Source organism: Pseudonocardia sp. DR1-2, assembly GCF_023717215.1.
Classification (GTDB): Bacteria; Actinomycetota; Actinomycetes; order Mycobacteriales; family Pseudonocardiaceae; genus Pseudonocardia; species Pseudonocardia alni.
In genome coordinates this window covers 109,766-135,040 of sequence record NZ_JAMQOF010000002.1, presented here as the reverse complement: position 1 = coordinate 135,040, position 25,275 = coordinate 109,766, and the positions used below count along the sequence as shown (strand labels likewise).

The following is a 25,275-nucleotide window of genomic DNA, read 5'->3' as shown; positions in this document are numbered from 1 at the left end:
CACCCGGTCTGCCACTGTCGTGCAACGCTTGCGTGACGCCGGTCACTGCAGGTAAGGACTGTCATGGCGGTGTCCTCGACGGAGTGGGCACCGGAGCGACGAGGAGTCACCGTGAGCAGACTGCGATTCGGCACCTTCCTGGCCCCGTTCCACCAGCCCGGGCAGAACCCCACCCTCGCGCTGCAGCGCGACCTGGAGCTCGTCGAACACCTCGACCGGCTCGGCTTCGACGAGGCGTGGATCGGCGAGCACCACTCCGCGGGCTCGGAGATCATCGCCTCGCCCGAGATCTTCATCGCCGCGGCGGCGGAGCGGACCCGGAACATCAGGCTCGGGACCGGCGTCACCTCCATCAGCTACCACAACCCGCTGTGGGTGGCCGACCGCATGGTGATGCTCGACCACCTCACCCGCGGCCGCACGATGCTCGGCTGCGGGCCCGGCTCGCTGCCCACCGACTCGTCGATGATCGGCCTGAACCCCACCGACACCCGTGAGCTCCTCGAGGTGAACCTCGACATCATCATGCGGCTGCTGCGCGGCGAGGTCGTGAACGCCGAGACCAGGACCCACAACCTGATCGACGCCCAGCTGCAGCTCGCGCCCTACAGCGACCCGTGCTTCGACATCGCGGTCGCCGCCGTCGCGTCCCCGACCGGGCCGCGGATGGCGGGGCAGCACGGCATCGGCCTGCTGTCCATCGGCGCCACCCTCACCCAGGACGGCTTCGACGCGCTGGCCCACCACTGGAGCGTCGTCGAGGAGCGCGCCGCCCACCACGGGCAGCCCGCGCCCGACCGCAGCAAGTGGCGCCTGGTCGGCCTCATGCACGTCGCCGAGACCCGGGAACAGGCCTACCGCGAGGTCGAGTACGGCATCGAGCACTGGTTCCGCTACTTCCAGAAGGTCGCGGCGTTCCCGCAGATGGCGGTCGAGGGCGGCGACGTCAAGGAGATGATCGACTTCATCAACGACGCCGGGATCGGCGCGATCGGCACCGTCGAGGACGCGAAGGCGCAGGTGCAGAAGCTCGTCGACCAGTCCGGCGGGTTCGGCGCGATGCTGCTGCTCGGCCACGAGTGGGCCAACCCCGAGGCGACGAAGCGCTCCTGGGAGCTCATCGCCCAGTACGTCGTGCCCGAGTTCCAGGGACAGGCCGCGGGCACCCTGGCGGCCAAGGACCGGGCCAGCTCCACGCGCGAGAAGCACGCCCAGAGCCAGCTCGACGCCGTCGACACCATGACCAAGCGCTACGAGCAGGAGAAGGCGGGCGGCTGACGGGCTCCGGCGCGGCGGCTACCGGCCGCCGCGTCGCGAGCGCCCCGCGCCCGCGACCCACAACGTCAGCAGCACCGCACCGGACGGCGCGGAGAAGACCAGGAACCACCACGGGCTCAGGTCGGTCAGCAACGCCAGCACCGAGGTCCCGGCCGCGGCCGCGGCGGTGATGCACAGCCAGATGATCGTCAGGACCCGCATCGCGACGCCCCCGGCCGTCGCGGAGAACAGCACGCCGTCGCGGCGGGAGGGGGCCGAGGAGGCGGGCAGGTCCCGGGTCACCCGGCCCAGGTCGCCGCGGGTGCGCATCCGCCAGACCTCGGTCACGCGCTCGTCGTACTCGGCGAGATCGAGGTAGCCCTCGGCGTGGGCGGCGCGCAGCCGGTCGGCGACGGCCTGGCGTTCGGCGTCGGAGATACGGATCTGCTCGGGTCCCACCACCTCGTCCACCTCCTCGATGATGCCTGTGGGTGCCCGGTCCGTGCCAGGATGACCGCTGTGGCGGCGAGGGCGGTCCCGGCGCGGGCGTGGTTCGCGGCCGCCGTCGTCGGCGCGGGTCCGGGCACCCGGGTGCTGGAGGTGGGCTGCGGGCCGGGTGCCGTGGCGTCGCTGGTCTGCCCCCGGCTCGACCGGGTCGCGGGCGGCGCGATGTGGGCGGTGGACCGCTCGGCCGTCGCCGTCGCGCGGACCACCGAGCGCTGCGCGGCCGCCGTCGACGGCGGCGTGCTCACCGTGCTCCGGTCGGACCTGGCCGGGCTGCGGCTCACGGCGGGCTCGGTGGACGTCGCGTTCACGCTGAACGTCAACCTGTTCTGGACCCGCGACCCCGGGCCCGAGCTGGCGGTGCTGCGCGGGGTGCTCGCGCCGGGCGGGGTGCTGCACGTGCTCTACGAGGGCACCCCACCCGCGGCCGTTGCGTCGGGGCTCCGCCGCAACGGCTGGGACCCGGTTCCGGTGTCCGGCGACGGCGGGGCCGGGGTGACGGCCCGGCCGGCCTGAGACGCGCCGGTGCCCGGCGGGACCCCCGCCGGGCACCGGGTCACGTGGGTCGGCTCACTCGCAGGCGATGCCGTCGCCGTCGCGGTCGAGGGCCGAGCGATAGCCCGGGTCGCCGCGGTACAGCGGGGCCACACCGGCGTTGCGGGCCGCGGTGCAGTTGGCGTAGTAGGCGGACCCACCGCCGGACGCCGGCGCCGGAGCCGGCGCCACGGGTGCCGCCGGGCGCGATGCGGGAGCGGCCGGGCGCGGTGCGGGAGCGGCCGGGCGCGACGCCTGCGGGGCGGGGCGCGGCGCGGCGACGGCCGTGCGCGGGGCGGGCGGGGTCGCGACGAGCGGGCGGGCGGGCACGTACGGACGGTCGACGTCGGGGTCCACCGGTGCGCCGGTCGCCGCCGCGGCGGGGGCCACCGGAGCGGCCGGTGCAGCGGCCTCGACCAGCGTGACGGCGGCCGCACGGTCGTGCGTCGTCGATCCCACCGGGTCCTGCGCGGTGACCGTGCCCGCGGTGACCCCGGCGGCCGGCGCGGACGGCGGACCGAGCACGATGTTCGTGAACCCGGCCTGCGCCAGGACCTCGCGTGCCCGGGCGTCGGTCATGCCGACGACGTCCGGCACCGGCACCGTCACCGGAGCCGGGGCGGGTGCGGCGGCGGGGACGGCCGGGGCCGCGGCCGGCAGCGCCGGCTGCGGTGCGTTCGCCGCACCGACGATGCCGATGGTGGTCGTCAGCAGGCAGAGCACGCTGCCCGCCACGCCCAGGGCGAGCCCGGCGCCGCTACGACCCGCCGTCGTGGCCGCGCCGGTGCGGAACCGGCGCCGACCGGCCTGCGAGAGCGCCCATGCCGGCACCGTGACGAGCAGACCCAGGAACGGGACCCACCCGGCCAGCAGCCCCACGATCCCCAGCCAGAAACCGGCGGTCGCCGGGGAGTTCCCCCGCCGCACGACGGGAATCGGCTGCGTCGCCGGCTCCACGGCGGACCAGGACTGGGTGGCGGTCATGGGAGGTCCTCTCACGGTGGTCCGACCGGAGCTGCCCGCTCCGACGAACGACCTATCGAGAGGTGTGACGCGGCCATTACCGCCCGTCATCAGGGTTGATGACTAGGGCGTGAGCACGAGCTTCCCGACCGCGGAGCGCTCGGCGTACGCGCGGGTCGCGGTGGCCGCGTCGGCCAGCGGCAGGGTCCGCGGGCGGGCCGGGTGCAGCTCCCCGGCGCCGATCCGGCGCAGCACGTCCTCGGCCAGGTCCCGCGACGCGGCGGGGTCGGTGCGCGACCAGTCGCCCCAGTCGACGCCGACGACGGTCCGGTTCCGCAGCAGCACGACGTTCGCGGGCAGTCTCGGGATCGCGCCGGAGGTGAAGCCCAGCACACAGAACCGGCCGCCGGTGCCGAGCGCCCGCAGTGCGGCCTCCGCGGCGTCGCCGCCGACCGGGTCGATCACGACGTCCGCGCCCCCGCCGGTGTGCTCGCGGATCGTGTCCTTGAGGGCGTCGTAGCCGACGGCGGCCTCGGCTCCGGCGGCGAGCGCGGCCGCGCGCTTGTCCGGTGTGGACGCGACGGCGAGCACCCGTGCCCCGGCGGCGCGGGCGTGGTCGACCGCGGCCTGCCCGATCCCCCCGCTCGCCCCGAGCACGACGACCCACTCGCCCGGGCGGACGGTGACCCGGTCCCGGAAGGCGAAGGCGATCGTCCCGTGGCTCTCCATCGAGCTGGCCGCGACGCCCGCGTCGACCCCGCCGGGCACCGGGACCAGGCGATCCTCCGGGACGACGACGTGGCTGGCGAACCCGCCGAAGCTCGTGAGCAGGGCGGCGACCCGCCTGCCGTCCGGGGTGGTCCCGGCGACCGCGGTGCCGGGTGTGAACGGCAGCGGCGGTCGTAGCTGGTAGCCGCCGCGGGCGATCAGCCCGTCGACGAAGCTGACCGCGGCGGCCTCGACGGCGACGAGGACCTCACCCGGTCCCGGCTCCGGGTCCGGCTCCTCCACCAGCTCGAACCGCTCCGGATCGGCGAACTCCCGGCAGAGCACCCGTCGCACCACGCCTCCTCGCGTCGCCCACTGCGTCCGTGGGCGAGCCTCGCACGCGGGTGCCCGGCGGTGATCGTCGGAGTGGCCGCGGTCATGACCGGGCCGGGCAGGCCTCCCGCAGCACGTCCCGGACGCTGCGCGGGTCGCGCCCGGTGATCCGGCGCACCGCGTCGCTCGTACGGGCCTGGGCCCCGGTGGCGATGAGCCCGTCGAGTCCGGCGAGCACGTCGGCGTAGTCGGCAGGCATGCCGTCGGCGACGAGCCGCTCGGCCATCGCGGCCACGCCCACCGGGCGGTGCCGGGCCGGCCGCCCGGTGACCTCGGTCCAGATCGCGCACACGTCGTCGTAGGACAGCGCCTCGGGACCGGTGACCACCACGTCCGGCTCCGGCGGTGCCGGGTCGAGCAGCAGTGCGACGGCGACGGCGGCGATGTCCCCCGCGTCGACGAACGGGACCCGGCCGTCCCCGGTCGCGGTCACGACCTCACCGGCACGCAGCCCGCGTGCGGTGAGGTGGTCACCGAGCAGGTTCTGGGCGAACCACGAGGGTCGCAGGAGCGACGGTTCCGGGACCGTGCCCAGGACGACGTCCTGCACCGCGCCCAGCCCGGGCGTGCCGCGCTCGACGGCGGCCGCGCTCAGGAGCACCACCCGGCGCAGACCGCGCCGGACCGCCCGCTCCAGAGCGGGGGCGACCACGGGGGCCGGGTCGGGGGTGGCGAGCGGCGGGAGCAGGTACAGGCTCTCGACGCCCTCGAACGCGGCGTCGTGGGTCGCCGGTTCCAGCCAGTCGAACCCCGGCGAGGTGGACCGGGCGGCCCGGCGTACGTCGGCCCCGGCGGACTCCAGCAGCGCGGCGACCCGCCGCCCGGTGGTGCCGGTGGCCCCGGTGACCAGGACGGTCATCGGGTGGCCTCCGCCAGCCCCGTTCGGCCGAGCGCCTGCTGGACCTCCAGCGGGCTCCAGTGGTCGCGGTAGCCGGTGATGCCGTCCGGGCCGACGGTCACGACCGCGACGTAGTGCAGGGCGTAGTCCGCCCCGGTCGCGACGACCGTGCCGCGCACGCCGAACTCCACGACGACGGTGTCCGGGTCGCCGGTCGTGTGCCGCACCTCGTCGATGACGGCGGTGGGCAGCAGCAGGTCGTTGTACCCGGCCACGTAGTCGGCGACGGCGTCGCGCCCGGTGAGCGCGCGTGGCGAGCCGGGCGCGGCGAACGGGAAGGTCATCGTGCCGTCGGGGGCCCAGAGCGCGGCGAAGCCCGCCATGTCGTGGGCCAGCACCCGGTCCAGGGCCGCGTCCACGGCGGCGTGGGCGCGCCGGCGTCGGGCGTCGTCGTCCATCGGTCTCTCCGTTGCGTCGATACGGTTCCGTCCCGACGACTATGGACGAGACGGTACCGTCCCGTCCAGTCGCTATGCTGTGGATGTGTCCACTCCGCGCCGTGCCCCGTCCGGAGCCGCCGTCCTGCGGCCCGAGCTGACCGAGGCCGTCGTCGACGCCGTGCTGGCCGAGCTCGCCGAGGTCGGCCACGGCCGGCTGTCGATGCAGCGGGTGGCGGCGCGCGCCGGGGTCGGCAAGAGTGCGCTGTACCGGCGCTGGCCCGGCAAGGACGAGATGGTCATGGACGTCGTCGGCCGGTTCGGGGTCCCGGCCGAGCCGCCGCCGGACACGGGCACGCTCGTCGGGGACCTGCACGCGCTCGTCGTCGGGATGCGGGACTGGCTCGACCACCCCCGGCTGGCGTCGATCGTGCCGGACCTGCTCGCCGAGTCACGCCGGTCGCCGCGGCTGGCCGAGGCGTTCCGGGAGCGGCTGTCCGGGCCGCGCCGGGACCGGGCACGGGAGGTGCTCGCCCGGGCCGTCGCGCGGGGGGAGATCACCCCGGAGCAGGCCGGCGGGGTCGAGGCGGAGCTCGTCGTCGACCTGCTCGGCAGCGTGCCGTTCTGGCGCGTGGCCGTGCACGGCGGCCCGATCGACGACGAGGGTGCGGCGGCCCTCGCCCGGCTCGTCGCACGGGGGATGACCGCGCCGCACCGAGTCGGCCGACGGCCTTCGTGATCCACTGTCGCCCGGGGTCCGGCCTTCCTCCCGCCGGGCCCGCCGAGGGAGGAGCATGGTGGGCGTGTCGTCCGACCGCACGGGACCCGGGGCCGCGGACGACCTCCGGTCCGACGGCCGCAGTACGCGCTGGGACGCGCACCGCGCGCGCCGTCGGGAGCAGGTGGTCGACGCGGCGCTGATCGTGCTGGGCCGGGACGGGCAGGACTTCGGCCTGGACCAGGTCGCGCAGGCGGCCGGCGTCACCAAGCCGGTGATCTACCGGCACTTCGGCGACCGGGCCGCGCTGCTCGACGCGATGGCCGAACGGGCCACCGACCGCCTCATGGAACGGCTGATGCCCGCCATCTACCGGGAGAGCCCGGCGTGGACGCGGATCCACGACTCGGTGGACGCGGTCCTGGGCTTCCTCGACGACTCGCCGGGTGTCGACCTGCTGTTCCGCCGACGCCTGCCCGGGCAGCGGGGCGAGGTCGTCGACGCGGGCCGGGAGTTCATCGCCTCCGCGCTGACCGGCCTGCTCGGCGCCTACGCCCTGATGCTCGACGTCGACGAGCCCGACCTCGTCCGGGTGTGGTCGCAGTCGCTCGTCGGCGCGGTGCAGGCGACCGCGGAGTGGTGGCTGCGCGGCCGGGCGACCGGTGACGTCCCGGGGCGGGACGTCGTCGCGACCCACCTGACGGACCTGATCTGGGCGCAGATCGAGGGGCTGGCCCGGCGGCACGGGGTCACGGTGAGTCCCGAATCGCCACTCCCCGTGCGCGTCGAGCCGAAATAGGCGTTACCCCGCGTATAGGGTACCGTCGCGAGCCGGTCGCCGCGGCGGGTCGAGGACCCTGGTGGCGGCCGCCGGATGTATCTGCGCACGGGCCCCGTCGGCGGGGAACTCCGGGCGCGCAGTCGTGCGGAGGGGGAGCGATGCCCGAGGAGGCGAACAGCGGGGGCCGGTCGGGTCCGAGACCGGCTCCGGTCGACGAGCTGGCGCCGGGCGGGCCGCGGGCGAAGGCCCAGGGCTGCCTGTGTTCGGTGCTGGCGAACGCGGCGTTCCGGGCCGGGGTCGAGAGCAGGCCCTGCATCGATCCGCGCTGCCCGATGCACGCCGACCCGTCCGAGGGCTGATCCCGCCACGGTGGGGCGCCCCGGCGCCCCGCCCTTCCGGGCAGGGCGGGGTTCACCTCGGGGGATGTGTCCCCGCCCTGCCGCCTCCCATCCGCAGGAGACGATCGTGTTCGACCTGGAGCGCGTGACCGCCGAGCTGCACCGTGAGCTCGGCGCGGTCCGCGAGGAGCGCCCCGGTGTCCGGCATGCCGGGCTCGTCACCCAGCTGCGCCTGGCGGGGGAGGTCGGCGTCCGCGACGGCAGGACGACGATCCACGCCGAGTTCGACGCCCCGGCCCCCGCGCTGCGGATGCGCTCCGAGCTCGGGGCGCTGCACGGTCGCGGCGGGCTGCGGGCCGAGGTCGTGACCGGTGGCGGGGCGATCCTGCGCTACCAGGTGCGGGTGACGGCGCCGGGGACCGACCTGGCCCGGGCGACGGGTCTGGTCGACCGGACCGGACGGCCGGTGCTCGGGCTGCCACCCGCCGTCGTCGCGGCGGGGCCCGCCGTGGCCGCCGGGGTGTGGCGCGGGGCGCTGATCGCGCGCGGCCGGGTCGTGCGACCGGCCGGGCGGGTCCGCCTGGTCGTCACCTGCCCGGGGCCGGCCGTCGTGCTCGCACTGGTCGGGGCGGCGCGCGGGCTCGGGGTGCTGGCCGCGCCGCAGGAGACGGTGAGCGAGCACCGCGTCGTCGTGCGGGACCCGGAGAGCGCCGAAGCGCTGCTGCGCAGTGTCGGCGCACCGGGTGTGGCCGAGGTGCTGAGCCGGGTCCCGGTCGCCCCGCGGGGTGCGACCACCGCGGACGGGTCGCTGCAGACGGTGAACGCCCGCCGGGCGGCGACGGCCGCCGCCGCGACGACCGAGCGGGTCCGGATGGCGCTGCGCGCGCTCGGCGACGACGTCGCCCCGCACCTGCGGGAGACCGCGCTGCTGCGTCTGGAGCACCCGTCGCTGTCGCTGGCGGAGCTCGGCCGTCTCGCCGACCCGCCGCTGACGAAGGACACCGTCGCCGGGCGGCTGCGCACGCTGGTCCGGCTCTCCGGGGTCGCCGGACCCGACGACGACTGAGTCCCGCCGCCACGATCCGCCGCTGCGGCGTACTCGGGGTACGGTGTGGACTCAAGCATTCGCCGCCTAAATTCGTCTAAATCGGGAGGTTGCTTTTCCATGCCTCGGTCCGACTCGGCCACCAAGAATCCGGAAAAGGGATACGTCGCGCTTCTCGGGTGGAGTCTCAATGCGGTGGAGGCGATCGACCGCTTCGACCGCCGCTACGTCGTCGTGGCCCCGGACTGGGCCGAGGAGTACTGCAAGGAGCACGAGATCCCGTACGTCCCGTGGAACTTCGAGCGGCTGAACGACCGCTCGATGGAGATCGCGGAGACCTTGCAGGAGATGGGCGTCGACGTCGCCATCCCGCTGTTCGAGGAAACCGTCGAATGGGCCGGCGCGATCAATTCGGTGCTGCTCGACAACCCGCGGCTGTTCGGGCAGGCGATGCTGCTCCGGGACAAGGCGCTGATGAAGCGTCGCGCACAGCTCGGCGGGATCCGGGTGGGCATCTTCGAGGAGGCCCACGACCGTGACGACATCGTCCGCTTCCTCAAGCGCGTCAACCAGACCCTGCTGAAGCTCGACGGGGACCCGAACGACCCGATCCACATCAAGGCGTTCGACAAGGCGGGCTGCCTCGGGCACCGCGTGGTGCGCACCTACGAGGACATCGACAACATCCCGGACGAGGAGTTCCCGCTCCTGATGGAGTCCCACCTCGACGGGTGGGAGTTCGCCGTCGAGGCGTGGGTGCACAACGGGAAGATCAAGTTCCTCAACATCTCCGAGTACGTCACCCTCGGTTACTCGGTGTTCGTGCCGGCGACCCCGGAGCTGGAGAAGTACCGGCCCGCGATCACCGCGCAGATCGAGAAGCTGATCAAGACCTTCGACATCGAGTTCGGCTTCGTCCACCCGGAGTACTTCGTCACCTCCGACGGCGAGATGTACTTCGGCGAGGTCGCCTACCGCCCGCCGGGCTTCAAGGTCTTCGAGCTGCTCGAGCGTTCCTACGGCTTCAACGCCTACCAGGGCCTCGTGCTGGCGTTCGACCCGAAGACCACCGAGGAGGAGATCGACGCCTTCTTCCCGAAGGAGGTCGAGGGGGCCTCCGGCGTGGCCGGCTGCTTCGGGGTCTACCCGCGCCGCCGCGTCGTCAGCAGCCTGCGGATCCCCGAGGAGACCGAGGACGACGACTACTACGAGTCGCACGACCTCACGTCGCCGGTCGAGGAGACCGTGACGAAGAGGACCGCGTTCGGCACGCACTGGGGTCTGCTCTACTTCTTCGGGGACGACCCCTACCGGATGCGCGATCTGTTGAAGAAGCAGGAAGAACTCGACTTCTACGTCTGAGGGCGGGTACCCGCCCACGGCCGTGGAGCCCGAACGAGGGAAGCCGTGTGAAACCGACCGTCGACGTCGCGAGTGGGACCTCGGTGCTGGACAGGCGCCTGGTCTCGCTCGACGACGCCACCTGGGACCTGGCCCGGACCCCGGACTTCGGTAAGACGACGAAGATCCGCAGGGTTCTGGAGCAGCTCCGTCGCGTCCTGTTGCAGGACGGGGGCCCCGCCGCCGTGCAGGCCCGCGCCCGGGACCTGGAGGAGGCCGGCGTGTTCGCCGGCACCGACTGGGCCCACCCGGACATCCTGGTCCCGGCGTTGGTCGGGGCGGGGCTGCACAGCGGCGTCGCCGACACGGTGGTGATGGAGGCGACCAGCGAGCTGCGGATGCTCGCGGTCGCCCTCGGGGAGTACGACCACCCCGCGATCTCCGCCGACGAGGCCCGTCAGTTCCTGTCCCAGGTGCTGGCGATGAACCTCGAGCTGCTGTTCACACCGCCGACCGAGGCGGAGCGGGTCCACGAGGGCCGGACGGCCCAGATGATCCGCGACCTGTTCCGCCACATCGCCGAGGGCATCGGCTACGACAGCGTCCTCGACAAGCTGGTCGACGAGATCTGGCGGATCCTGCGCCAGCGCCCGATCCAGGTCGACCAGGTGTCGTCGCTGATCACCCGGCTGTCGGTGTGGCGCGGTGACCCGAGCGTGGACCTGTCCTCCGGGCAGGGACTCGACCGGCTGATCACCGCGCTGTTCGGGACCACCGAGGCGAGCCGCGAGGACCCGGGCATCGACGTCTTCCGGTCCCGGCTGGAGGCGATGGACACCGGAGGCCTGCAGTACGAGGCCGCCGGGTTCGCCCGGGCCATGCACGACACCGGGCTCGTGTCGCCGTACCACGCGGAGCTGCTGCAGTTCCTGCGCCACGAGAGCGACTACCTGCTCGCCGAGGCGCTCGGCCTGTCCGACACCGGCAAGAACTGCCTGCTGCGCTTCCGGGACCTGGTGCACCGGCTGATCGAGGAGGCCGTCACCCCGCACACCGCGCAGTGCATCTACGGCCTGGCGCTGCTGCTCGACCGCGGCATCCTCTACGAGCCGCCGGTCGTGCCCGGGCTGTGGCGCCAGATCGCGCTCGAGATCGGCCCGGCCGCGCGGGAGCGCCTGGTCGCCGCGTTCGGCGAGGAGCCCGCACCCGAGGTGCGGCTGCTGGCCGGTGTGCTGTCGATGCTGGGCCAGCCGCTCGGCGTCGGGCAGGGCGACAACCCCACCTGCCAGTCCGCCCGCGCCCTGTCGATGTGGGCCTACAACGACCCGGACTACCTGCTGCAGATGGTCGTCTGGGCGGCCCGCGACGACGAGATCGTCATGCACTTCGAGGGGCAGCGGATCTCGTCGCAGGAGAGCGGAGCCGGGGTCGCGGAGAAGCTGCCGATCGACCTCGACCCGGTGTCGCTGGTCGTCGTCCCGCACCTGGACCGGATCTACGCCGAGATGGGCCGCCGCTGCTCCGACCGGCCCGGGGACCCGCACCGCTGGGTCAACCCCGAGTTCCACGGCTGGTGGGCGGCCCGCGGCTTCCACATCAACGTCGACGTCGGGACCGGCAACCTCACCGACCTCGACGCCTTCCTGCGTCAGTTCCACGCCGGCTACCACCCCGGGTACAACGGCGGCCAGCCGCTGATCCACCCGCAGCCCGCCGGCATCGCGGTCACCGACAGCGCCGCCCGCTACGTCGGCTGGCACGCCATCGCCATCCTGCGGGTCGCGCCGGACCCGAACGACGTGATGCGGGTGTACTTCTACAACCCGAACAACGACAGCGGGCAGGACTGGGGCGACGGCGTCGTCGTCTCGACGGCGGGCAACGGGGAGCGTTTCGGCGAGGCGTCGCTGCCGTTCGACCAGTTCGCGTCGCGGCTCTACATCTTCCACGGCGACCCGCTGGAGCACGGGGAGCCCGAGCGCGTGCCCGCCGAGGACATCGCCACGATCGTCGGCTACATCGAACGCAGCTGGGGCGCCGACCGGCTCCCCGCCGGTGCACTCCAGGCCTCCGACGGCCCGGCGGCCCCGACCGCCTGACCCCGGCCGTGGGGGAGCGACGCCGCCCGGTCGCGGCACCGACCGCGCTCGGCGCCGCCGGGTCGGTGCTGCTGACCGGCGGCGCCTGGGCGGTGGTGCTCCGCCCCGGGTCGACGGTGGCGCTCGGCGCCGCGGTGGCCGGGACGGGGCTGGTCGTCGTGGCCTGGCTGCTGCTGGTGCGCGCTCCGGTGCTCCCGGTGCAGGCGGTGCGGGCGCTGCTCGCCTGGGCCACGCCACTGCTCGTCGCACCGCCGCTGTTCTCCCGCGACGTGTACAGCTACCTCGCCCAGGGGATGGTCGCGCTCGGCGGCGCCGACCCGCACCGGACCGGTCCGGCGGCCGGGCTGCCCGCCGGGTCGCCGGTCCTCGCGCGGGTCGACGGCTACTGGAGGGAGACGCCGTCGCCGTACGGGCCGGTGACCGACCTGTGGCAGAAGGCGGTCGCCGCCGTCGCCGGGGACTGGGTGTTCGCCGGGGTGGCGGCGTACCGGCTGCTCGCCGTCGTCGCGGTGGTGGGGATCGGGTGGGCGGTGCTACGCCTGGCCCGTGCCCACGGGATCCCACCGGGGACGGCGCTGGCGTGGGGGGTCGCGAACCCGCTGGTGCTCTGGCACGTCGTCGGCGGGATGCACAACGACGGCCCGATGCTCGCGCTGCTGCTCGTGGGCCTCGCCGTCGGGCTGCGCGGGCCGTGGGCGGCGCTCGCCGCGGGTGCCGCGCTCGTCGTGCTGGGGGCGTTGGTGAAGGCCCCCGCGGCGGCCGGGCTCGTGGTCCTGGCGGTCGCCGCGGCCCGGTCCGCGCCCGGCCGTACCCGCCGGTGGGGGGCGGTCGTCCTGGTCGCGGGGGTGGCCGCGGCGGTCGCGGTCGCGGTGTCGGCCGTCGACGCCGGCGGGGGGAGCTGGCTCGGCGCGGTCTCCGCTCCCGGGCAGCTGTTCAGCTGGATGGCGCCCACCAACTGGGCCGCGGCGGTCGCGGGCGTGCTCGGCGCCGACCCGGCCACGGCACTGACGGCGACGCGGACCGCCGGGACGCTGCTCGCCGCGCTCCTCGCCGCCGGGGTGCTCGTCGCACAGGCCCGCGGCCGGACCGGTGCGACGACGGCGCTCGGCCTGGTGCTCGGCGTCGTCGTCGTGCTCGGGCCGGTGCTGCACCCGTGGTACCTGCTGTGGGCGCTGGCCCCGCTGGCCTGCGTGCCGCTCCCGCCGCGGCCGCGGGCGGCGCTGACGGGCGTCGTGGCGCTGTTCGCGGTGCTGGTGCCGCCGCTCGCGGGGGACTTCTCCGGGCGGCCGATGCAGCTCGTCGCCGCCTACGCGGGCGCGCTGCTCGTCGTCGCGGTGGTGGGGGCGGTGGCCGCCGGGACCCGCGCGCGGGCCCGCGCCGCCGCCGGATCATGCTGACCGTGTGGTGAAGGCACTCGCGCTGCGGATCGCGGCGGTCGTCGTCGGCGGGGTGCTGCTGCACCTGGCGTTCCCGCCGCGCACCGTGTGGTGGACCGCGATCGTGGCGTTCGCGCTGCTCTGGTGGGCCCTGTCCGGGGTCCGGGTGCGCCGCGCCGCGCTGCTCGGTGCGGTGTTCGGGTTCGCCTTCTACCTGGCGCACCTGATGTGGATCCAGGACTTCCTCGGCCGTGACTACGGCCCGTTCCCGTGGGTGGGGCTGTCGCTGGTCATGGCGGGGTTCCCGGCGCTCGGCGGTGCGCTCGTCGCCCTCGCCGCCCGGCTGCCCGCCGCGCCGGTGTGGGGTGCGCTCGCCTTCGCCGCGCAGGAGTGGCTGCAGAGCCGGTTCCCGCTCAACGGCTTCCCCTGGGGCCGGGTCGCGTTCGGGCAGGTCGAGGGGCCGTTCCTGCCGCTCGCCGCGATCGGTGGGGCCCCGCTGGTGTCGGTCGCGGTGGTCGCGGCCGGGTTCTGCGTGGCGGCGTTCCTGCAGCGTCCCCGCCGGGTCGGCGGCCTCGTCCCGGTCGTGGCGGTCGTGCTCGTGCTGCTCGCGGTGCCGGCCCCGCCCGTCGACGCGCAGGACGGCACCCGCACCGTCGCGGTCGTGCAGGGCAACGCCCCCGACATCGGGCTCGGCCTGTTCACGGCCGGTCGGACCCTGCGCGCGAACAGCCTCGCCGAGACCTCCGTGCTGATCGACCGCGTCCGGTCCGGCGCGGTCGGTCGGCCCGACCTCGTCGTGTGGCCGGAGAGCTCGCTGTCGACCGACGGCGTCGACCCGGCGGTCGACCGGGTCGTCGACGCGCTGGGCGTGCCGTTCCTGGTCGGCACCAACTACGAGGCGGGCGCGACCGGGACCGAGAACGCGGTGGCCGTCTGGAACCCGGGGACCGGGGTGGGGGCGCGCTACGCCAAGCAGGAGCTCGTGCCGTTCGGCGAGCGCATCCCGCTGCGCGCGGTCACGCAGTACCTGACCCCGTTCGTCGCGCTGGCCGACTTCACCCCCGGTACGGCGCCCGCGGTGCTGCCCGTCGCGGGCACCCGGGTGGCGACGGCGATCTGTTACGAGACCGCCTACGACCACGTGCTGCGCGACGGCGTCGCCGACGGCGGTTCGCTGCTGGTCATCCCGACGAACAACGCCTGGTACGGGCGGGGCGAGATGACCTGGCAGCACCTCGCGATGTCGCGGCTGCGGGCCGTCGAGCACGGGCGGGCCGCGGTCGTCGCGGCGCTGTCCGGGGCGAGTGCGGTGATCCGGCCCGACGGCTCCGTCGTCGCCGAGACCGGGCTGTACACCGCGGACACCCTGGTCGAACAGGTGCCGCTGCGCACCGACCTGACGTTCGCGACCCGCTGGGGGGCGTGGTTCGAGCACGGTCTGGCGCTCGCCGGGCTGCTCGCGGCGGCTGCCGGGTTCGGATGGCGACGCCGGCGGGCGGGCGTCCGGTGACCGTGGCGGCGGGCCCGGCGCGGCTGTGGGTGGGGCCCTGCTGGGCCGTCCACCTGGGGCCGATGCTCGGACTCGACGCACACCGGGGCGCGGTGGCGTGCCTCGCGGTCGGTGTCGACGACGACCTGACCGTGCGGGTCGACGGTGCGCCGGACCGCACGGCGCGGACGCTGCTGGTCCCGGCCGGACTGCGCCACCGCATCACCGGCGGCGCGCACCGGGCGGCCTTCGTGTTCCTCGAGCCCGGTCGCGGGCCCGCCGGGATCGTGACCGGGCACCCGGCCGAGCCCGACCTCGTCGCCTGCGCGGTCGACGGCGACGGGCCGGGGCTGCGGCGGATCCTGGTCGACAGCGGTACGGCGCCGGGGGCCCGCGCCGAGCCCGACGCCCGCATCGCGCGGGCGATCGCGGCCCTGCACCGGCCCGGCGGCCCGGACCTGCCGACCGGTGACCTCGCGACGGCGGCCGGGCTGTCGCCGGGTCACTTCGCGCGCCTGTTCACCCGGCAGACGGGGGCCGGCCTGCGGGCCTACCGCAGGTGGGCGCGGATGCGGATCGTCGCGGGCGTCGTGCGCGACGGCGGGGACCTCACCCGGGCCGCGGCCGACGCCGGGTTCGCGACGCCGTCGCACCTCGGGCTGGCGTTCCGCCGGATGTTCGGCCTGCCGCCCGGGCGGCTCCTCCGGTCGGGGCTCGACATCCGGGTCGTGCCCGGTCAGGTCGCGGCGACGACGACCAGCGCCCCGGCCGCGACCGCCTCGACCAGGCCGTAGAACCAGATCGGGTAGAACGCGGTGGGCCGGTCGACCAGCCGGGACAGCACGCGCCCGACGGCCATCCCGCCGAGCGCGAAGGCGACGGTGAGCACCACACCGATGCGGAGCCCGGGGACGGCGAGGGCCAGCCCGAGCACGGCCGCGATCGCCAGGCCGAACCCGCCGTAGACGGCGCGCACCTCCGACCTGCTCTCCGGGCCGTCGGCCACCAGCCCGAACGGCCGGACCAGCGCGGCCGGCGCGACCAGCGCGTACCCGCCCATGAGCAGGAAGAAGATGCCGACCACGACGACGACCACGATCATCGCTCCTCCGTCTCGGTGCTCCTCCGGCGGCGACCGGAGGCTCGTCAGGACGTGGGCGAGCCTGCCGGGAACGGGAGCGGTCCGCCGTCACGGATCTGCGCGATCCGGGGCGGTGCCGGGTCAGCCGGCCAGCGCGCGGCGCATGACCACCCGCGGGAACCCGCCGGACACCCCGGTGGTCGCCGCGGCGAACGTGAACCCGCCCGCCTCGAACAACGCGCGGGTGCCGACGTAGGCCATCGTCAGGTCGACCCGGGCGCCCCGGTTGTCCACCGGGTAGCCCTCGACGGCCGGCGCCCCCTGGTCCCGGGCGTACGCGACGGCTCCGGCGAGCAGGGCCCGCGCGATGCCGCGGCCCCGGTGCCCGGCACGGACCCGGAAGCACCACACCGACCAGACCGGGAGGTCGTCGACGTGCGGGATGGTGCGGGAGCGGGCGAACGGCAGCTCGGAGCGTGGCGCGACGGCGGCCCAGCCGACCGGTTCGCCGTCGTCGTGGGCGACGACGCCGGGTGCGACCGCGCGGGTCGTCAGCTCCCGCACGTACTCGCCCCGGGCCCGGCCGGTCAGGGCGCGGTGCGTCGCCGCGGGCAGGCGGTGCGAGAGACACCAGCAGACCGACGCGTCGGGGTCGCGCTTCGGACCCAGCAGGGTCGCGAGGTCGTCGAACGAGGTGGCCGGACCGACGACGAGGGGCACCGGCGCAGGCTAGTCGGGGAACGCCTCGGCGAGCATCCGGTGTCCGTGGGCCTCGAACGGCTCGTCGCCGACCTGGAGGGCCCAGGTCACGGTGCCGACGGCCTCGGCGACCCACTCCCGGCGCCACGGGCCGGGCTCGCGCGGGTCGCCGCCGTAGCCGTCGTGGTGGGCCGTCTCCAGCGCCGGGTCCCACCGGAACTGGCGGGCCGCGAGACGCACCAGGTCGGTGGACGCCGGGCGCAGTGCCGCCCGGCCCAGGTCGATCACGGCGACGACCCCGTCGTGCACCAGCCAGTTGCGCGGGTGCCAGTCGCCGTGGGTGGGGACGAGCCGGGCCGCCGGTGTCGGCCAGCCGGCCACCTCCGCCCGGAGCCGTGCGAGGAGCCCGGGGGCGATGCGGTGCGGACGCCCGAGCCTGGTCAGGACGGTGTCGCGCAGCCGGGCGCCGTACCCCTCGTCGACGACGGCGGGCCGGTCGTGCAGCAGCGCCAGCAGCTCGCCGGCGCCGCGGTAGGTCGACGGCTCGTGCTCGGCGGGGGTGTCCTGCACCAGGGCCCCGGGCAGGTAGCGGGTGACCAGGAGCTTCGCGTCGGCGTCGGCGTGGCGCAGCTCCGGCGCGCGGCCGCGGGCGACGAGCGGAGCCAGCCACTCGCGGTGGGCGCGCAGCTCACGGGCGATGTGGGTGTCGGCGTCGTCGCCGGCCTTCACGATGAGGTCGGCACCGGCGTGGCGGATCTGCAGCACGGTGGTCCCGACCAGACCCCAGCCGTGGTCGGCGACGACCTCGTGTCCGGGTAACCGGTCCGCCAGCAGCGCGGTCTGGCGGGCGGACAGCGGCACTCCGCCACGCTAGCGGCCCGGAGACGCCGATGGCGGCATCCCGCGTGGGGATGCCGCCATCGGACGGAGGAACAGTGCCCGGCCGCACGGCCGGGCGGGGATGTCAGCGGGGGGACACCGAGGAGGCCTGCGGGCCCTTGGCGCCCTGGGTGACCTCGTAGGACACGGCCTGGTTCTCCTGGAGCTCCTTGAAGCCCGAGCCCTCGATGGCCGAGTAGTGGACGAACACGTCGGCGCCGCCGTCCTCGGGGGCGATGAAGCCGAAGCCCTTCTCGGCGTTGAACCACTTCACGGTTCCGTTGGTCATGGTGACTCCTTGTCATGCAGCTTTCGGACGGAACAACCACGTCGTGCGGCTGCCCGGGTCAGAGGAATTCCCAGACGGCAGCCAGCTTCAGCTACACCAAAGACAGCGGATCCGCCCGCATCATCATTCTGCGAGCGCGCTTGAGACACGAAACTCAGAACTACGGTGACCGAGGAGGACGCTACCGCAGGGCCCGGTGTCGGCCAAACAGTCGTCCGCCCCGAGACGCTCCCGCGGACGTTCCGGAGGGTCGCGACCTGCTGATCGTCATGCTCGGCGTGACTCTGATCACTGAGGGGGCGCCGCCCCGGCACGGTCGGTGCCGGGGCGACGACCCGTCGGGGTGTGGTCAGGCGTCGGCGGCGGCCCGCTGGCGCACCGCGATGGGTGCCCCGGCGAGGTCCTCCTCGTTGCACATCAGCTTGAGCTCGTAGTACGCCGCCTCGGACGCCTCGTTGTAGTCGAGGTGGATGGCGATCACGTCGACCGGCTCGCCCAGCCAGGACTGGGTCTCCCGCAGCCACTGCGCGGCGCGCTCCAGTGCGGTCGGGAGGTCGTTGTCGCGGAACTGGACCGGGCGGAACGGTACGTCCTGGATCCCGTCGAGCTGGTGCGCCGGGCGGGGGAGGCCACCGGCCAGTCCCGCGTCGTCGAGATCGAGCGCTACCGGGTTCTCACTCATCCCGTCAGGATCGCGCATCACACCCCGTCGTCGCACCCCACCGTGCCCGGTGTGTCGTCACCGACCCGGTGGCCGGCTGTGGTCCTCGGCGAGCTGTCCCAGGTTCAGCAGCTGCCGCCGGGCCATCACGAGGTCGCCGACCGACACCAGCGGCGCGAGCGCGCGGGTGCCGCCCATGACGACCTTGAGCAGCAGGCGGGTCGTGGCCGCCCCCTGCGGCGCGAGGACGTAGGACATGACGGCGCCCAGGACGCTGCCGGTGAGCTGCACCCCGGGGTCGACCGAGAGGATCCGGCCGATCCGTCGTCCGCCGGTCGCGGTGAAGGTGTCCCCGACCTGCGGTTCCGGTAGTTCCACGAGCTCCTGCGGGGATCGGCGTCCGAGGTTGTCGACCCAGTCGTAGGAGTACGGGGCGAGCCGGATCTGGGCGACCCACGGCCAGACGGCGGCGGCCGGCGCGGCGACGGAGACGCCCCGCCACGCCTGCAGCGTGGGGGCCGGGACGAACTCGTCGCACGGGTAGGGGCGGGCGGTCTCGGCGTCGCTCACGCCCCAGCGGTCACCGATCACGGGTCCATCGTGCACCCGACGCCGCCCGCCGTCCGCACCACGAACCGCGCGACCGCCGTCACGGCCCGGCGTCGGCGGCCCGGACCGCGTACCGCGCCGTCGTGGTGCGTACCCCCTCCTCGACGACGCGGGAGACCCGGTCCGCGTCGACGCTCCAGTCGGGCAGGAGGAGCGCGGGCCAGAACAGGGCGTTGGAGATCATCCCGAGGAACTGGGTCGTCGCGAGTTCGGGATCGTCGATCCGGGCGGTCCCGGCCTCGTGAGCGGCGGCGAGATGGCGGCGGACCGTCTCGAAGTAGGGCAGCTTGCCGAGCGAGAACTGTGCCCGTGCCAGTTCCGGGAACCGGGGGAGCTCGGCGATGACGATGCGGAACAGATCCTGCATCTCCCGCCGTCCCAGGAGTGCCGCGTACCGGTGGCCGAGTGCGAGGAGGCCGGCGGTGAGGTCGCCGGTCGGGACGTCCGCGCCGCCGTCGCCCTCGTCCCAGGTCGCGATGATCATGGCTTCGAACAGCGCGGCCTTCGTCGGGAACTGCTTGAACAGCGTCGCCCGCGAGACCCCCGCCTCGTCCGCGACCCTCGCGAGTGACGTGCGGTCGTAGCCGGACGCGAGGAAGAGTCTCGTGGCCGCCTGCACGATCAGGGCGCGCTTCTCCTCCGCCATACGCCGGTGGTACGTCGGCACGGGGGCATCCATCGCCGCATCGTATCGAGGTGAGTCACTTGACTCACCTCTCTGCGACTTCTACCTTCGGTCATGAGGTGAGTGGATCAACTCACCACTACGACTCGGAATCCGGGAGAAGCCCATGGCTCGTTTCGACCGACAGACCGTCCTCGTCACCGGCGGCACCGGGGGACAGGGCGCCGGCCACGTCCGCGCGTTCCACGCCGAGGGCGCGAACGTCGTCATCGGCACCACCCGCCGCGAGCGCGGGGACCGGCTCGCCGAGGAGCTCGGCGACCGGTGCTGCGTCGTGCAGCTCGACGTCGCCGACGAGGCGTCGTGGGGCGCGGCCGTCGCCGAGGCCGAGCACCGGTTCGGCCGGCTGACCGTCCTGGTCAACAACGCCGGCGTCCAGAACCCGCCCGCACCGATCGAGACGACCGAGGCGTCCACGTGGCGGCGTGTGCTCGACATCGACCTGACCGGTGCGTTCTTCGGCATCAAGGCGGTGACGCCGGCCCTGCGCCGTGCGGGCGGCGGGACCATCACCAACATCGGTTCCGTCATGGGGACCGGGGGGACCGCCCACTACGCGCCGTACGTCGCCGCCAAGTGGGCGCTGCGCGGCCTGACCAGGACCGCGGCGCTCGAGCTGGGCCGCGACGGGATCCGGGTCAACGTCGTCCACCCGGGGGTCATCGCGACGCCGTTCATCACCGAGCCCGCCGCCGGAGCCACCGCCCCCATCGCCGACTTCTACTCGCCCGACCCCTTCGCGGTGCCGCGGCTGGGGGAACCGGCGGACATCTCGGCGCTGGTGCTGTTCCTCGCCTCCCCGGCGGCGTCCTTCGTGACGGGCTCGGAGTACGTGAGCGACGGCGGCCTGCTGCTCGGCCCGGCGCTCCGGTGAGAGGCCGTGGAACACGACGAAGGCCCAGGTCCGCCGGACCTGGGCCTTCGTGTTGTCGGGGTGACAGGATTTGAACCTGCGACCTCTTCGTCCCGAACGAAGCGCGCTACCAAGCTGCGCCACACCCCGATGGACACCCGGGTCTCCCCGTGAGCCGTGGAGAACTCTACCCGATGCCCTCCGAGGCCTGCGCGGGGGTTCCCGTCCGCGCATCGGGGCCGGTCGTGCGGGGGACGAGGGTCAGCAGCGAGGCCTCCGGCGGGCACGCGAAGCGCACCGGCGCGTACGGCGAGGTGCCCAGCCCGGCCGACACGTGCAGCCGCATCCGGCTGCCCCAGCGGCTCGCCCCGCGGGCCCGGGACCGGTCGATCCCGCAGTTGGTGACGAGCGCGCCGTAGCCGGGGAGCCGCAGCTGTCCACCGTGGGTGTGTCCGGCGAGGACGAGGTCGTAGCCGTCGGCGGCGAAGCCGTCGAGCACCCGCGGCTCGGGGGAGTGGGTCAGCCCGATGCGCAGGTCGGCGTCGGCGTCGTGGCCGGCGATGCGCGGGTAGCGGTCCAGGTTCAGGTGCGGGTCGTCGACGCCCGCGATCCGGACCGTCCGGCCGTCGACCTCGAGCACGTGCCGGGCGTGGGTGGCATCGACCCAGCCGTGCTCGCGGAACGCGGCGCGCAGGTCGGTCCAGGGCAGGTCCGCCCCGTGCACCCGCTTCGTGTCCCCGCGGCGCAGGTAGCGGGCCGGGTTCTTCGGGGTGGGGCCGTAGTAGTCGTTGCTGCCGAACACGAACGCGCCCGGCCGCTCCAGCAGCCTCCCCAGCGCTGTCAGCACGCCCGGGACGGCGTCGGGGTGCGCCAGGTTGTCCCCGGTGTCGATCACCAGGTGCGGGTCGAGCTCGTCCAGCGCGGCGATCCACCGGATCTTGCTGCGCTGGCCCGGCGTCAGGTGGAAGTCCGACAGGTGCAGGATCCGCAGCGGCCGCGCACCCTCGTCGAGGACGGGCAGCTCGACCCGGCGCAGCGTCCAGTGCCGCCGCTCGATCCCCGCCGCGTACCCGATGCCCGACGCTCCGAGCAGGGCGGCGCCGGCGGCGGTACGGGCGAGGGTCCCGGCGATACTCACGCGATCCAGCCTACGTCGCGGGACTATCGTGGCGACCCGTGAGCACCCTCAAGGAGCAGCTGCGGGCCGACCTGACCACCGCGATGAAGGCCAGGGACGAGCTGGTCCGGACGACCCTGCGATCCGTCCTGACCTCGATCGGCAACGCCGAGGTCGCCGGTGACACGGCCCGGGAGCTCTCCGACGACGAGGTCCGCGCGGTCATCACCAAGGAGACCAAGCGGCGCGCCGAGTCCGCCCAGGCCTTCGCCGACGGCGGCCGCCCCGAGTCCGCCGACCGTGAGCGCGCCGAGGGCGAGGTCCTCGCCCGGTACCTGCCGACCCAGCTCGACGACGACGAGGTGGCCGCCCTGGCGACCGCCGCCGTCGCCGAGGTGGAGTCCGAGACCGGGGAGAAGCCCGGCATGAAGCAGATGGGCCAGGTCATGAAGAAGGCGAACGCCGCCGCGGCGGGCCGCGCCGAGGGCGGCCGCGTCGCCGCCGCCGTGAAGAAGGCCCTCGCCGCGGGCTGACCGGCCCCGCCGACGCGACGGGCCCCGCACCGGTTCATCCGGAGCGGGGCCCGTCGTCGTCACCGGTCTCAGGTCGTCGGGGTCTTGCGTGTCCGGGTCCCGGTCGACTTCGTCGGCGTGGTCTTGGCCGCGGTGCTGCGGGTCGTCGTCTTCTTCGCCGCGGCGGTACGGGTCCCGGTCTTGGCCGCGGTGCCCTTGGCCGCCGTGCTCTTCGACGCCGCAGGCTTGCGGGTCGTCGTCTTCTTCGCCGGGGCCTTCGCCCGCCGCTCCGCGAGCAGCTCGGAGGCTCGCTCGTCGGTGATCTCCTCGACCGAGTCGCCCTTGCGCAGGCTGGCGTTGGTCTCGCCGTCGGTGACGTAGGGGCCGAACCGGCCGTCCTTGATCACCATCTTCTTCTTCGTCGAGGCGTCCTCGCCCAGCTCGCGCAGCGGCGGCGCCGCGGCGGCGCGGCCCCGCTGCTTGGGCTGCTTGTAGATCTCCAGGGCCTCCTCCAGGGTGACCGTGAAGAGCTGCTCCTCGCCGGAGAGCGACCGCGAGTCCGTGCCCTTCTTCAGGTACGGGCCGTAGCGGCCGTTCTGCGCGGTGATCTCGTCACCGGAGTCCGGGTCCGTACCGACGATCCGCGGCAGCGACAGCAGCCGCAGCGCGTCCTCGAGGGTGATGGTGTCGACCGTCATCGACTTGAACAGCGAGCCGGTGCGCGGCTTCGGCTTGGCCGGCTTCTTCCTGGCGCCCTCGGGCACCTCGGGCTCGGGCAGGAGCTCGGTGACGTAGGGGCCGAAGCGGCCCTCCTTGGCCACGATCTCGTGGCCGGTGACCGGGTCGGTGCCCAGCTTGCGGCCCTCCTGCGGCACCGAGAACAGCTTCTCGGCGATCTCCTCGGACAGCTCGTCCGGGGCCAGGTCGTCGGGCAGGTTCGCGCGCTGGGACTCGCCGTCGACGATCCGCTCCAGGTACGGGCCGTAGCGCCCCACCCGGACGACGACGTCGTTGCCCGCCGCGTCGGCGAACATCGGGATCGAGTTCACCGTGCGGGCGTCGATCTCCTCCAGGTTCGACCCGACGAGCTTCTTCAGCCCACCGGCCCGGGCGATCTCCGAGCCGCTGCTCGCGCCGTCGGTGCCGAAGTAGAACCCGGACAGCCAGTGCACGCGGGAGTCGTCACCGGAGGCGATGGAGTCGAGGTCGTCCTCCATCGCGGCCGTGAAGTCGTAGTCGACGAGCTGGCCGAAGTGCTGCTCCATCAGCCCGACGACGGCGAACGCCACCCAGGACGGGACGAGCGCGGAGCCCTTCTTCCAGACGTAGCCGCGGTCGAGGATCGTCTTGATCGTCGACGCGTACGTCGACGGCCGGCCGATCCCCATCTCCTCCATCGCCTTGACCAGCGCGGGCTCGGTGAACCGCGACGGCGGGCTGGTGGAGTGCCCGTCGGGCACCAGCTCGGTGGCGGTCAACGGCTGGCCCTCGGTCAGCTCGGGCAGCCGGGACTCGGCGTCGTCGGCCTGCTGGCCCGAGGCCTCGTCGTCGAGGGTCTCGACGTAGGCCTTGAGGAAGCCGGGGAAGGTGATCGTGCGGCCGGAGGACGCGAACACGACCTTCTCGCCGGTCCCCGCGGTGCCCGCGATCCGGACGCTCACGGTGGTCCCGCGGGCGTCGTTCATCTGCGAGGCGATGGTCCGCTGCCAGATCATCTCGTACAGGCGGAAGTCGTCGCCGTCGACCTCGCGGGCGATGGCACCCGGGGTCCGGAAGGTCTCGCCGGCGGGACGGATGGCCTCGTGGGCCTCCTGGGCGTTCTTCACCTTGCGCGTGTACTGGCGCGGCGAGTCCGCGACGTAGGCGTCGCCGTACAGCTCACGGGCCTGCGAGCGGGCCGCCTCGATGGCCGTCGCCGACAGCGTCGTCGAGTCCGTACGCATGTAGGTGATGTAGCCGTTCTCGTACAGACGCTGCGCGCTGCGCATCGTGCGCTCGGAGGAGAACCGCAGCTTGCGGCCCGCCTCCTGCTGCAGCGTCGAGGTCATGAACGGCGGGTACGGCTTGCGCGTGTAGGGCTTGGAGTCGACCGACGCGACCTCCATCGGACGGTCCTGCAGCCCCTCGGCGAGGCGGCGCGCCTCGGCCTCGTTCAGGGTGACGACCTCCGCGGAGCCCTTCTTCAGCTGCCCGAGCGAGTCGAAGTCGCGGCCGGTGGCGACGCGCTTGTCGTCGACCTGCAGCAGCCGCGCACCGAACGAGCGCGGGGTGGCCTTCTCCCCGGCGTCGAGGGTCGCGGCGATGTCCCAGTACTCCGCGGAGCGGAACGCGATGCGGTCCCGCTCGCGCTGCACGATCAGCCGGGTCGCGACCGACTGGACGCGGCCCGCCGACAGCTTCGGCATGACCTTCTTCCACAGCACGGGGGAGACCTCGTAGCCGTAGAGGCGGTCCAGGATGCGGCGGGTCTCCTGCGCGTCGACGAGGTGCTGGTCGAGCTCGCGGGTGTTCTCGGCGGCCGCGCGGATCGCCGACTCGGTGATCTCGTGGAAGACCATCCGCCGGACCGGGACCTTCGGCTGGAGGGTCTCCAGCAGGTGCCAGGCGATGGCCTCGCCCTCACGGTCGGGGTCCGTCGCGAGCAGGAGCTCGTCGACGGTCTTCAGCGCCTCGCGCAGCTCCGAGACGGTGCTGCGCTTCTCCGGCGTGACGATGTAGAGCGGGCTGAACTGGTTGTCGACGTCGACGCCGAGCCGCGCCCAGGACTCGCCCTTGTACTTGGCCGGGACGTCCGCCGCGCCGCGCGGCAGGTCACGGATGTGACCGACCGAGGACTCGACGACGTAGTCGTTGCCCAGGTAGGGCTGGATCTTCTTCGCCTTGCTGGGGGACTCGACGATCACCAGGCGGCGCGTCGGGCGGCCGGATGCGTTCGCCGTCGAGGTCGGCTTGCGCGTGCTGCCCCCCGACGTGCGTGCCGAACCCGTCGTTCCCGTTGTCGCTGCTGCCACGTGGTCCTACCTCATCTCCTCGGCTGCGTCGCGGTCCCTGCGACGTCGTAGCCGTTTC

General features: G+C 74.1%; 27 protein-coding genes and 1 tRNA gene. 13 read left to right on the top strand and 15 right to left on the bottom strand.

The window, feature by feature from the left end:
* The first annotated feature begins 111 nt into the window (after window positions 1-111).
* Window positions 112-1,278: an LLM class flavin-dependent oxidoreductase gene (locus tag ND486_RS05355; protein WP_251783102.1), complete on the top strand. Its 1,167-nt coding sequence runs from the start codon at window positions 112-114 to the stop codon at window positions 1,276-1,278.
* An 18-nt stretch (window positions 1,279-1,296) separates the two neighbouring features.
* On the opposite strand, the gene ND486_RS05350 is transcribed toward ND486_RS05355, so the two are convergent.
* The gene (locus ND486_RS05350) at window positions 1,297-1,728 is read right to left on the bottom strand and encodes a DUF1707 domain-containing protein (RefSeq protein WP_251783101.1); all 432 of its coding nucleotides are present in this window, start codon (window positions 1,726-1,728) and stop codon (window positions 1,297-1,299) included.
* 48 nt (window positions 1,729-1,776) lie between these two features.
* Between ND486_RS05350 and ND486_RS05345 the strand changes: the two genes are divergently transcribed.
* Window positions 1,777-2,277 (top strand): class I SAM-dependent methyltransferase, encoded by a 501-nt coding sequence (locus tag ND486_RS05345; RefSeq protein WP_308215809.1) that lies wholly within the window; start codon window positions 1,777-1,779, stop codon window positions 2,275-2,277.
* Window positions 2,278-2,331: 54 nt separating this feature from the next.
* Here ND486_RS05345 and ND486_RS05340 read toward each other — a convergent pair whose 3' ends face one another.
* The 4 genes from ND486_RS05340 to ND486_RS05325 form a co-directional block, all read right to left on the bottom strand.
* Window positions 2,332-3,279, bottom strand: coding sequence for an excalibur calcium-binding domain-containing protein (locus tag ND486_RS05340; protein WP_251783100.1), 948 nt, complete (start codon window positions 3,277-3,279; stop codon window positions 2,332-2,334).
* A 102-nt stretch (window positions 3,280-3,381) separates the two neighbouring features.
* Window positions 3,382-4,320, bottom strand: a complete 939-nt coding sequence (locus tag ND486_RS05335) for an NADPH:quinone oxidoreductase family protein (RefSeq protein ID WP_251783099.1) — start codon at window positions 4,318-4,320, stop codon at window positions 3,382-3,384.
* 82 nt (window positions 4,321-4,402) lie between these two features.
* A complete protein-coding gene (locus ND486_RS05330; RefSeq protein ID WP_251783098.1) occupies window positions 4,403-5,218 on the bottom strand; it encodes an ergot alkaloid biosynthesis protein in 816 nt (271 codons plus the stop codon).
* Window positions 5,215-5,655, bottom strand: coding sequence for a nuclear transport factor 2 family protein (locus ND486_RS05325; RefSeq protein WP_251783097.1), 441 nt, complete (start codon window positions 5,653-5,655; stop codon window positions 5,215-5,217). The genes ND486_RS05330 and ND486_RS05325 overlap by 4 nt, the downstream gene beginning before the upstream one ends.
* A gap of 85 nt (window positions 5,656-5,740) precedes the next feature.
* Here ND486_RS05325 and ND486_RS05320 point away from each other — a divergent pair, with 85 nt between their 5' ends.
* The 9 genes from ND486_RS05320 to ND486_RS05280 all read left to right on the top strand — a co-directional run bounded on the left by ND486_RS05320 (window position 5,741) and on the right by ND486_RS05280 (window position 15,615).
* Window positions 5,741-6,373, top strand: coding sequence for a TetR/AcrR family transcriptional regulator (locus ND486_RS05320; protein ID WP_251783096.1), 633 nt, complete (start codon window positions 5,741-5,743; stop codon window positions 6,371-6,373).
* A gap of 64 nt (window positions 6,374-6,437) precedes the next feature.
* Window positions 6,438-7,151: a TetR/AcrR family transcriptional regulator gene (locus ND486_RS05315; RefSeq protein ID WP_208823387.1), complete on the top strand. Its 714-nt coding sequence runs from the start codon at window positions 6,438-6,440 to the stop codon at window positions 7,149-7,151.
* 140 nt (window positions 7,152-7,291) lie between these two features.
* Entirely contained in the window at window positions 7,292-7,492 is a 201-nt protein-coding gene (locus tag ND486_RS05310; protein WP_251783095.1) for a hypothetical protein, read from the top strand.
* A gap of 106 nt (window positions 7,493-7,598) precedes the next feature.
* Entirely contained in the window at window positions 7,599-8,537 is a 939-nt protein-coding gene (gene whiA / locus ND486_RS05305) for a DNA-binding protein WhiA (protein ID WP_251783094.1), read from the top strand.
* 99 nt (window positions 8,538-8,636) lie between these two features.
* A complete protein-coding gene (locus tag ND486_RS05300) occupies window positions 8,637-9,878 on the top strand; it encodes an acetyl-CoA carboxylase biotin carboxylase subunit family protein (protein ID WP_062399604.1) in 1,242 nt (413 codons plus the stop codon).
* 47 nt (window positions 9,879-9,925) lie between these two features.
* Complete coding sequence (locus tag ND486_RS05295) at window positions 9,926-11,956, top strand: hypothetical protein (RefSeq protein ID WP_251783093.1); 2,031 nt, start codon at window positions 9,926-9,928, stop codon at window positions 11,954-11,956.
* An 8-nt stretch (window positions 11,957-11,964) separates the two neighbouring features.
* On the top strand, window positions 11,965-13,353 hold the full coding sequence (gene mptB, locus ND486_RS05290; protein WP_251783092.1) for a polyprenol phosphomannose-dependent alpha 1,6 mannosyltransferase MptB: 1,389 nt from the start codon (window positions 11,965-11,967) through the stop codon (window positions 13,351-13,353).
* A gap of 4 nt (window positions 13,354-13,357) precedes the next feature.
* Window positions 13,358-14,842, top strand: coding sequence for an apolipoprotein N-acyltransferase (lnt, locus tag ND486_RS05285; RefSeq protein WP_251783091.1), 1,485 nt, complete (start codon window positions 13,358-13,360; stop codon window positions 14,840-14,842).
* On the top strand, window positions 14,812-15,615 hold the full coding sequence (locus ND486_RS05280; protein ID WP_251783090.1) for a helix-turn-helix domain-containing protein: 804 nt from the start codon (window positions 14,812-14,814) through the stop codon (window positions 15,613-15,615). The genes lnt and ND486_RS05280 overlap by 31 nt, the downstream gene beginning before the upstream one ends.
* Here ND486_RS05280 and ND486_RS05275 read toward each other — a convergent pair.
* The 7 genes from ND486_RS05275 to ND486_RS05245 all read right to left on the bottom strand — a co-directional run bounded on the left by ND486_RS05275 (window position 15,558) and on the right by ND486_RS05245 (window position 19,718).
* Window positions 15,558-15,923 (bottom strand): DUF4345 family protein, encoded by a 366-nt coding sequence (locus ND486_RS05275; RefSeq protein WP_251783089.1) that lies wholly within the window; start codon window positions 15,921-15,923, stop codon window positions 15,558-15,560. The two genes, ND486_RS05280 and ND486_RS05275, sit on opposite strands and share 58 nt — an antisense overlap.
* Window positions 15,924-16,043: 120 nt before the next feature.
* Window positions 16,044-16,622 (bottom strand): GNAT family N-acetyltransferase, encoded by a 579-nt coding sequence (locus tag ND486_RS05270; protein WP_251783088.1) that lies wholly within the window; start codon window positions 16,620-16,622, stop codon window positions 16,044-16,046.
* 9 nt (window positions 16,623-16,631) lie between these two features.
* Entirely contained in the window at window positions 16,632-17,462 is an 831-nt protein-coding gene (locus tag ND486_RS05265) for a phosphotransferase (RefSeq protein ID WP_251783087.1), read from the bottom strand.
* A 103-nt stretch (window positions 17,463-17,565) separates the two neighbouring features.
* A complete protein-coding gene (locus tag ND486_RS05260) occupies window positions 17,566-17,769 on the bottom strand; it encodes a cold-shock protein (protein ID WP_020627798.1) in 204 nt (67 codons plus the stop codon).
* A 349-nt stretch (window positions 17,770-18,118) separates the two neighbouring features.
* On the bottom strand, window positions 18,119-18,451 hold the full coding sequence (locus ND486_RS05255) for a hypothetical protein (RefSeq protein WP_073575791.1): 333 nt from the start codon (window positions 18,449-18,451) through the stop codon (window positions 18,119-18,121).
* A 57-nt stretch (window positions 18,452-18,508) separates the two neighbouring features.
* Entirely contained in the window at window positions 18,509-19,021 is a 513-nt protein-coding gene (locus ND486_RS05250; RefSeq protein WP_251783086.1) for a polyketide cyclase, read from the bottom strand.
* Between the two features lie 58 nt (window positions 19,022-19,079).
* Window positions 19,080-19,718, bottom strand: a complete 639-nt coding sequence (locus ND486_RS05245) for a TetR/AcrR family transcriptional regulator (RefSeq protein ID WP_251783085.1) — start codon at window positions 19,716-19,718, stop codon at window positions 19,080-19,082.
* Between the two features lie 112 nt (window positions 19,719-19,830).
* Here ND486_RS05245 and ND486_RS05240 point away from each other — a divergent pair, with 112 nt between their 5' ends.
* Complete coding sequence (locus tag ND486_RS05240; protein WP_251783084.1) at window positions 19,831-20,598, top strand: SDR family NAD(P)-dependent oxidoreductase; 768 nt, start codon at window positions 19,831-19,833, stop codon at window positions 20,596-20,598.
* A gap of 55 nt (window positions 20,599-20,653) precedes the next feature.
* On the opposite strand, the gene ND486_RS05235 is transcribed toward ND486_RS05240, so the two are convergent.
* Window positions 20,654-20,727: transfer RNA gene (locus ND486_RS05235), tRNA-Pro, on the bottom strand.
* Between the two features lie 37 nt (window positions 20,728-20,764).
* Window positions 20,765-21,715, bottom strand: a complete 951-nt coding sequence (locus ND486_RS05230) for a metallophosphoesterase (protein WP_226364720.1) — start codon at window positions 21,713-21,715, stop codon at window positions 20,765-20,767.
* Between the two features lie 38 nt (window positions 21,716-21,753).
* Between ND486_RS05230 and ND486_RS05225 the strand changes: the two genes are divergently transcribed.
* Complete coding sequence (locus ND486_RS05225) at window positions 21,754-22,227, top strand: GatB/YqeY domain-containing protein (RefSeq protein ID WP_178374803.1); 474 nt, start codon at window positions 21,754-21,756, stop codon at window positions 22,225-22,227.
* Window positions 22,228-22,295: 68 nt separating this feature from the next.
* Here ND486_RS05225 and topA read toward each other — a convergent pair whose 3' ends face one another.
* Window positions 22,296-25,217: a type I DNA topoisomerase gene (gene topA, locus ND486_RS05220; protein WP_308215808.1), complete on the bottom strand. Its 2,922-nt coding sequence runs from the start codon at window positions 25,215-25,217 to the stop codon at window positions 22,296-22,298.
* Window positions 25,218-25,275: the final 58 nt, after the last annotated feature.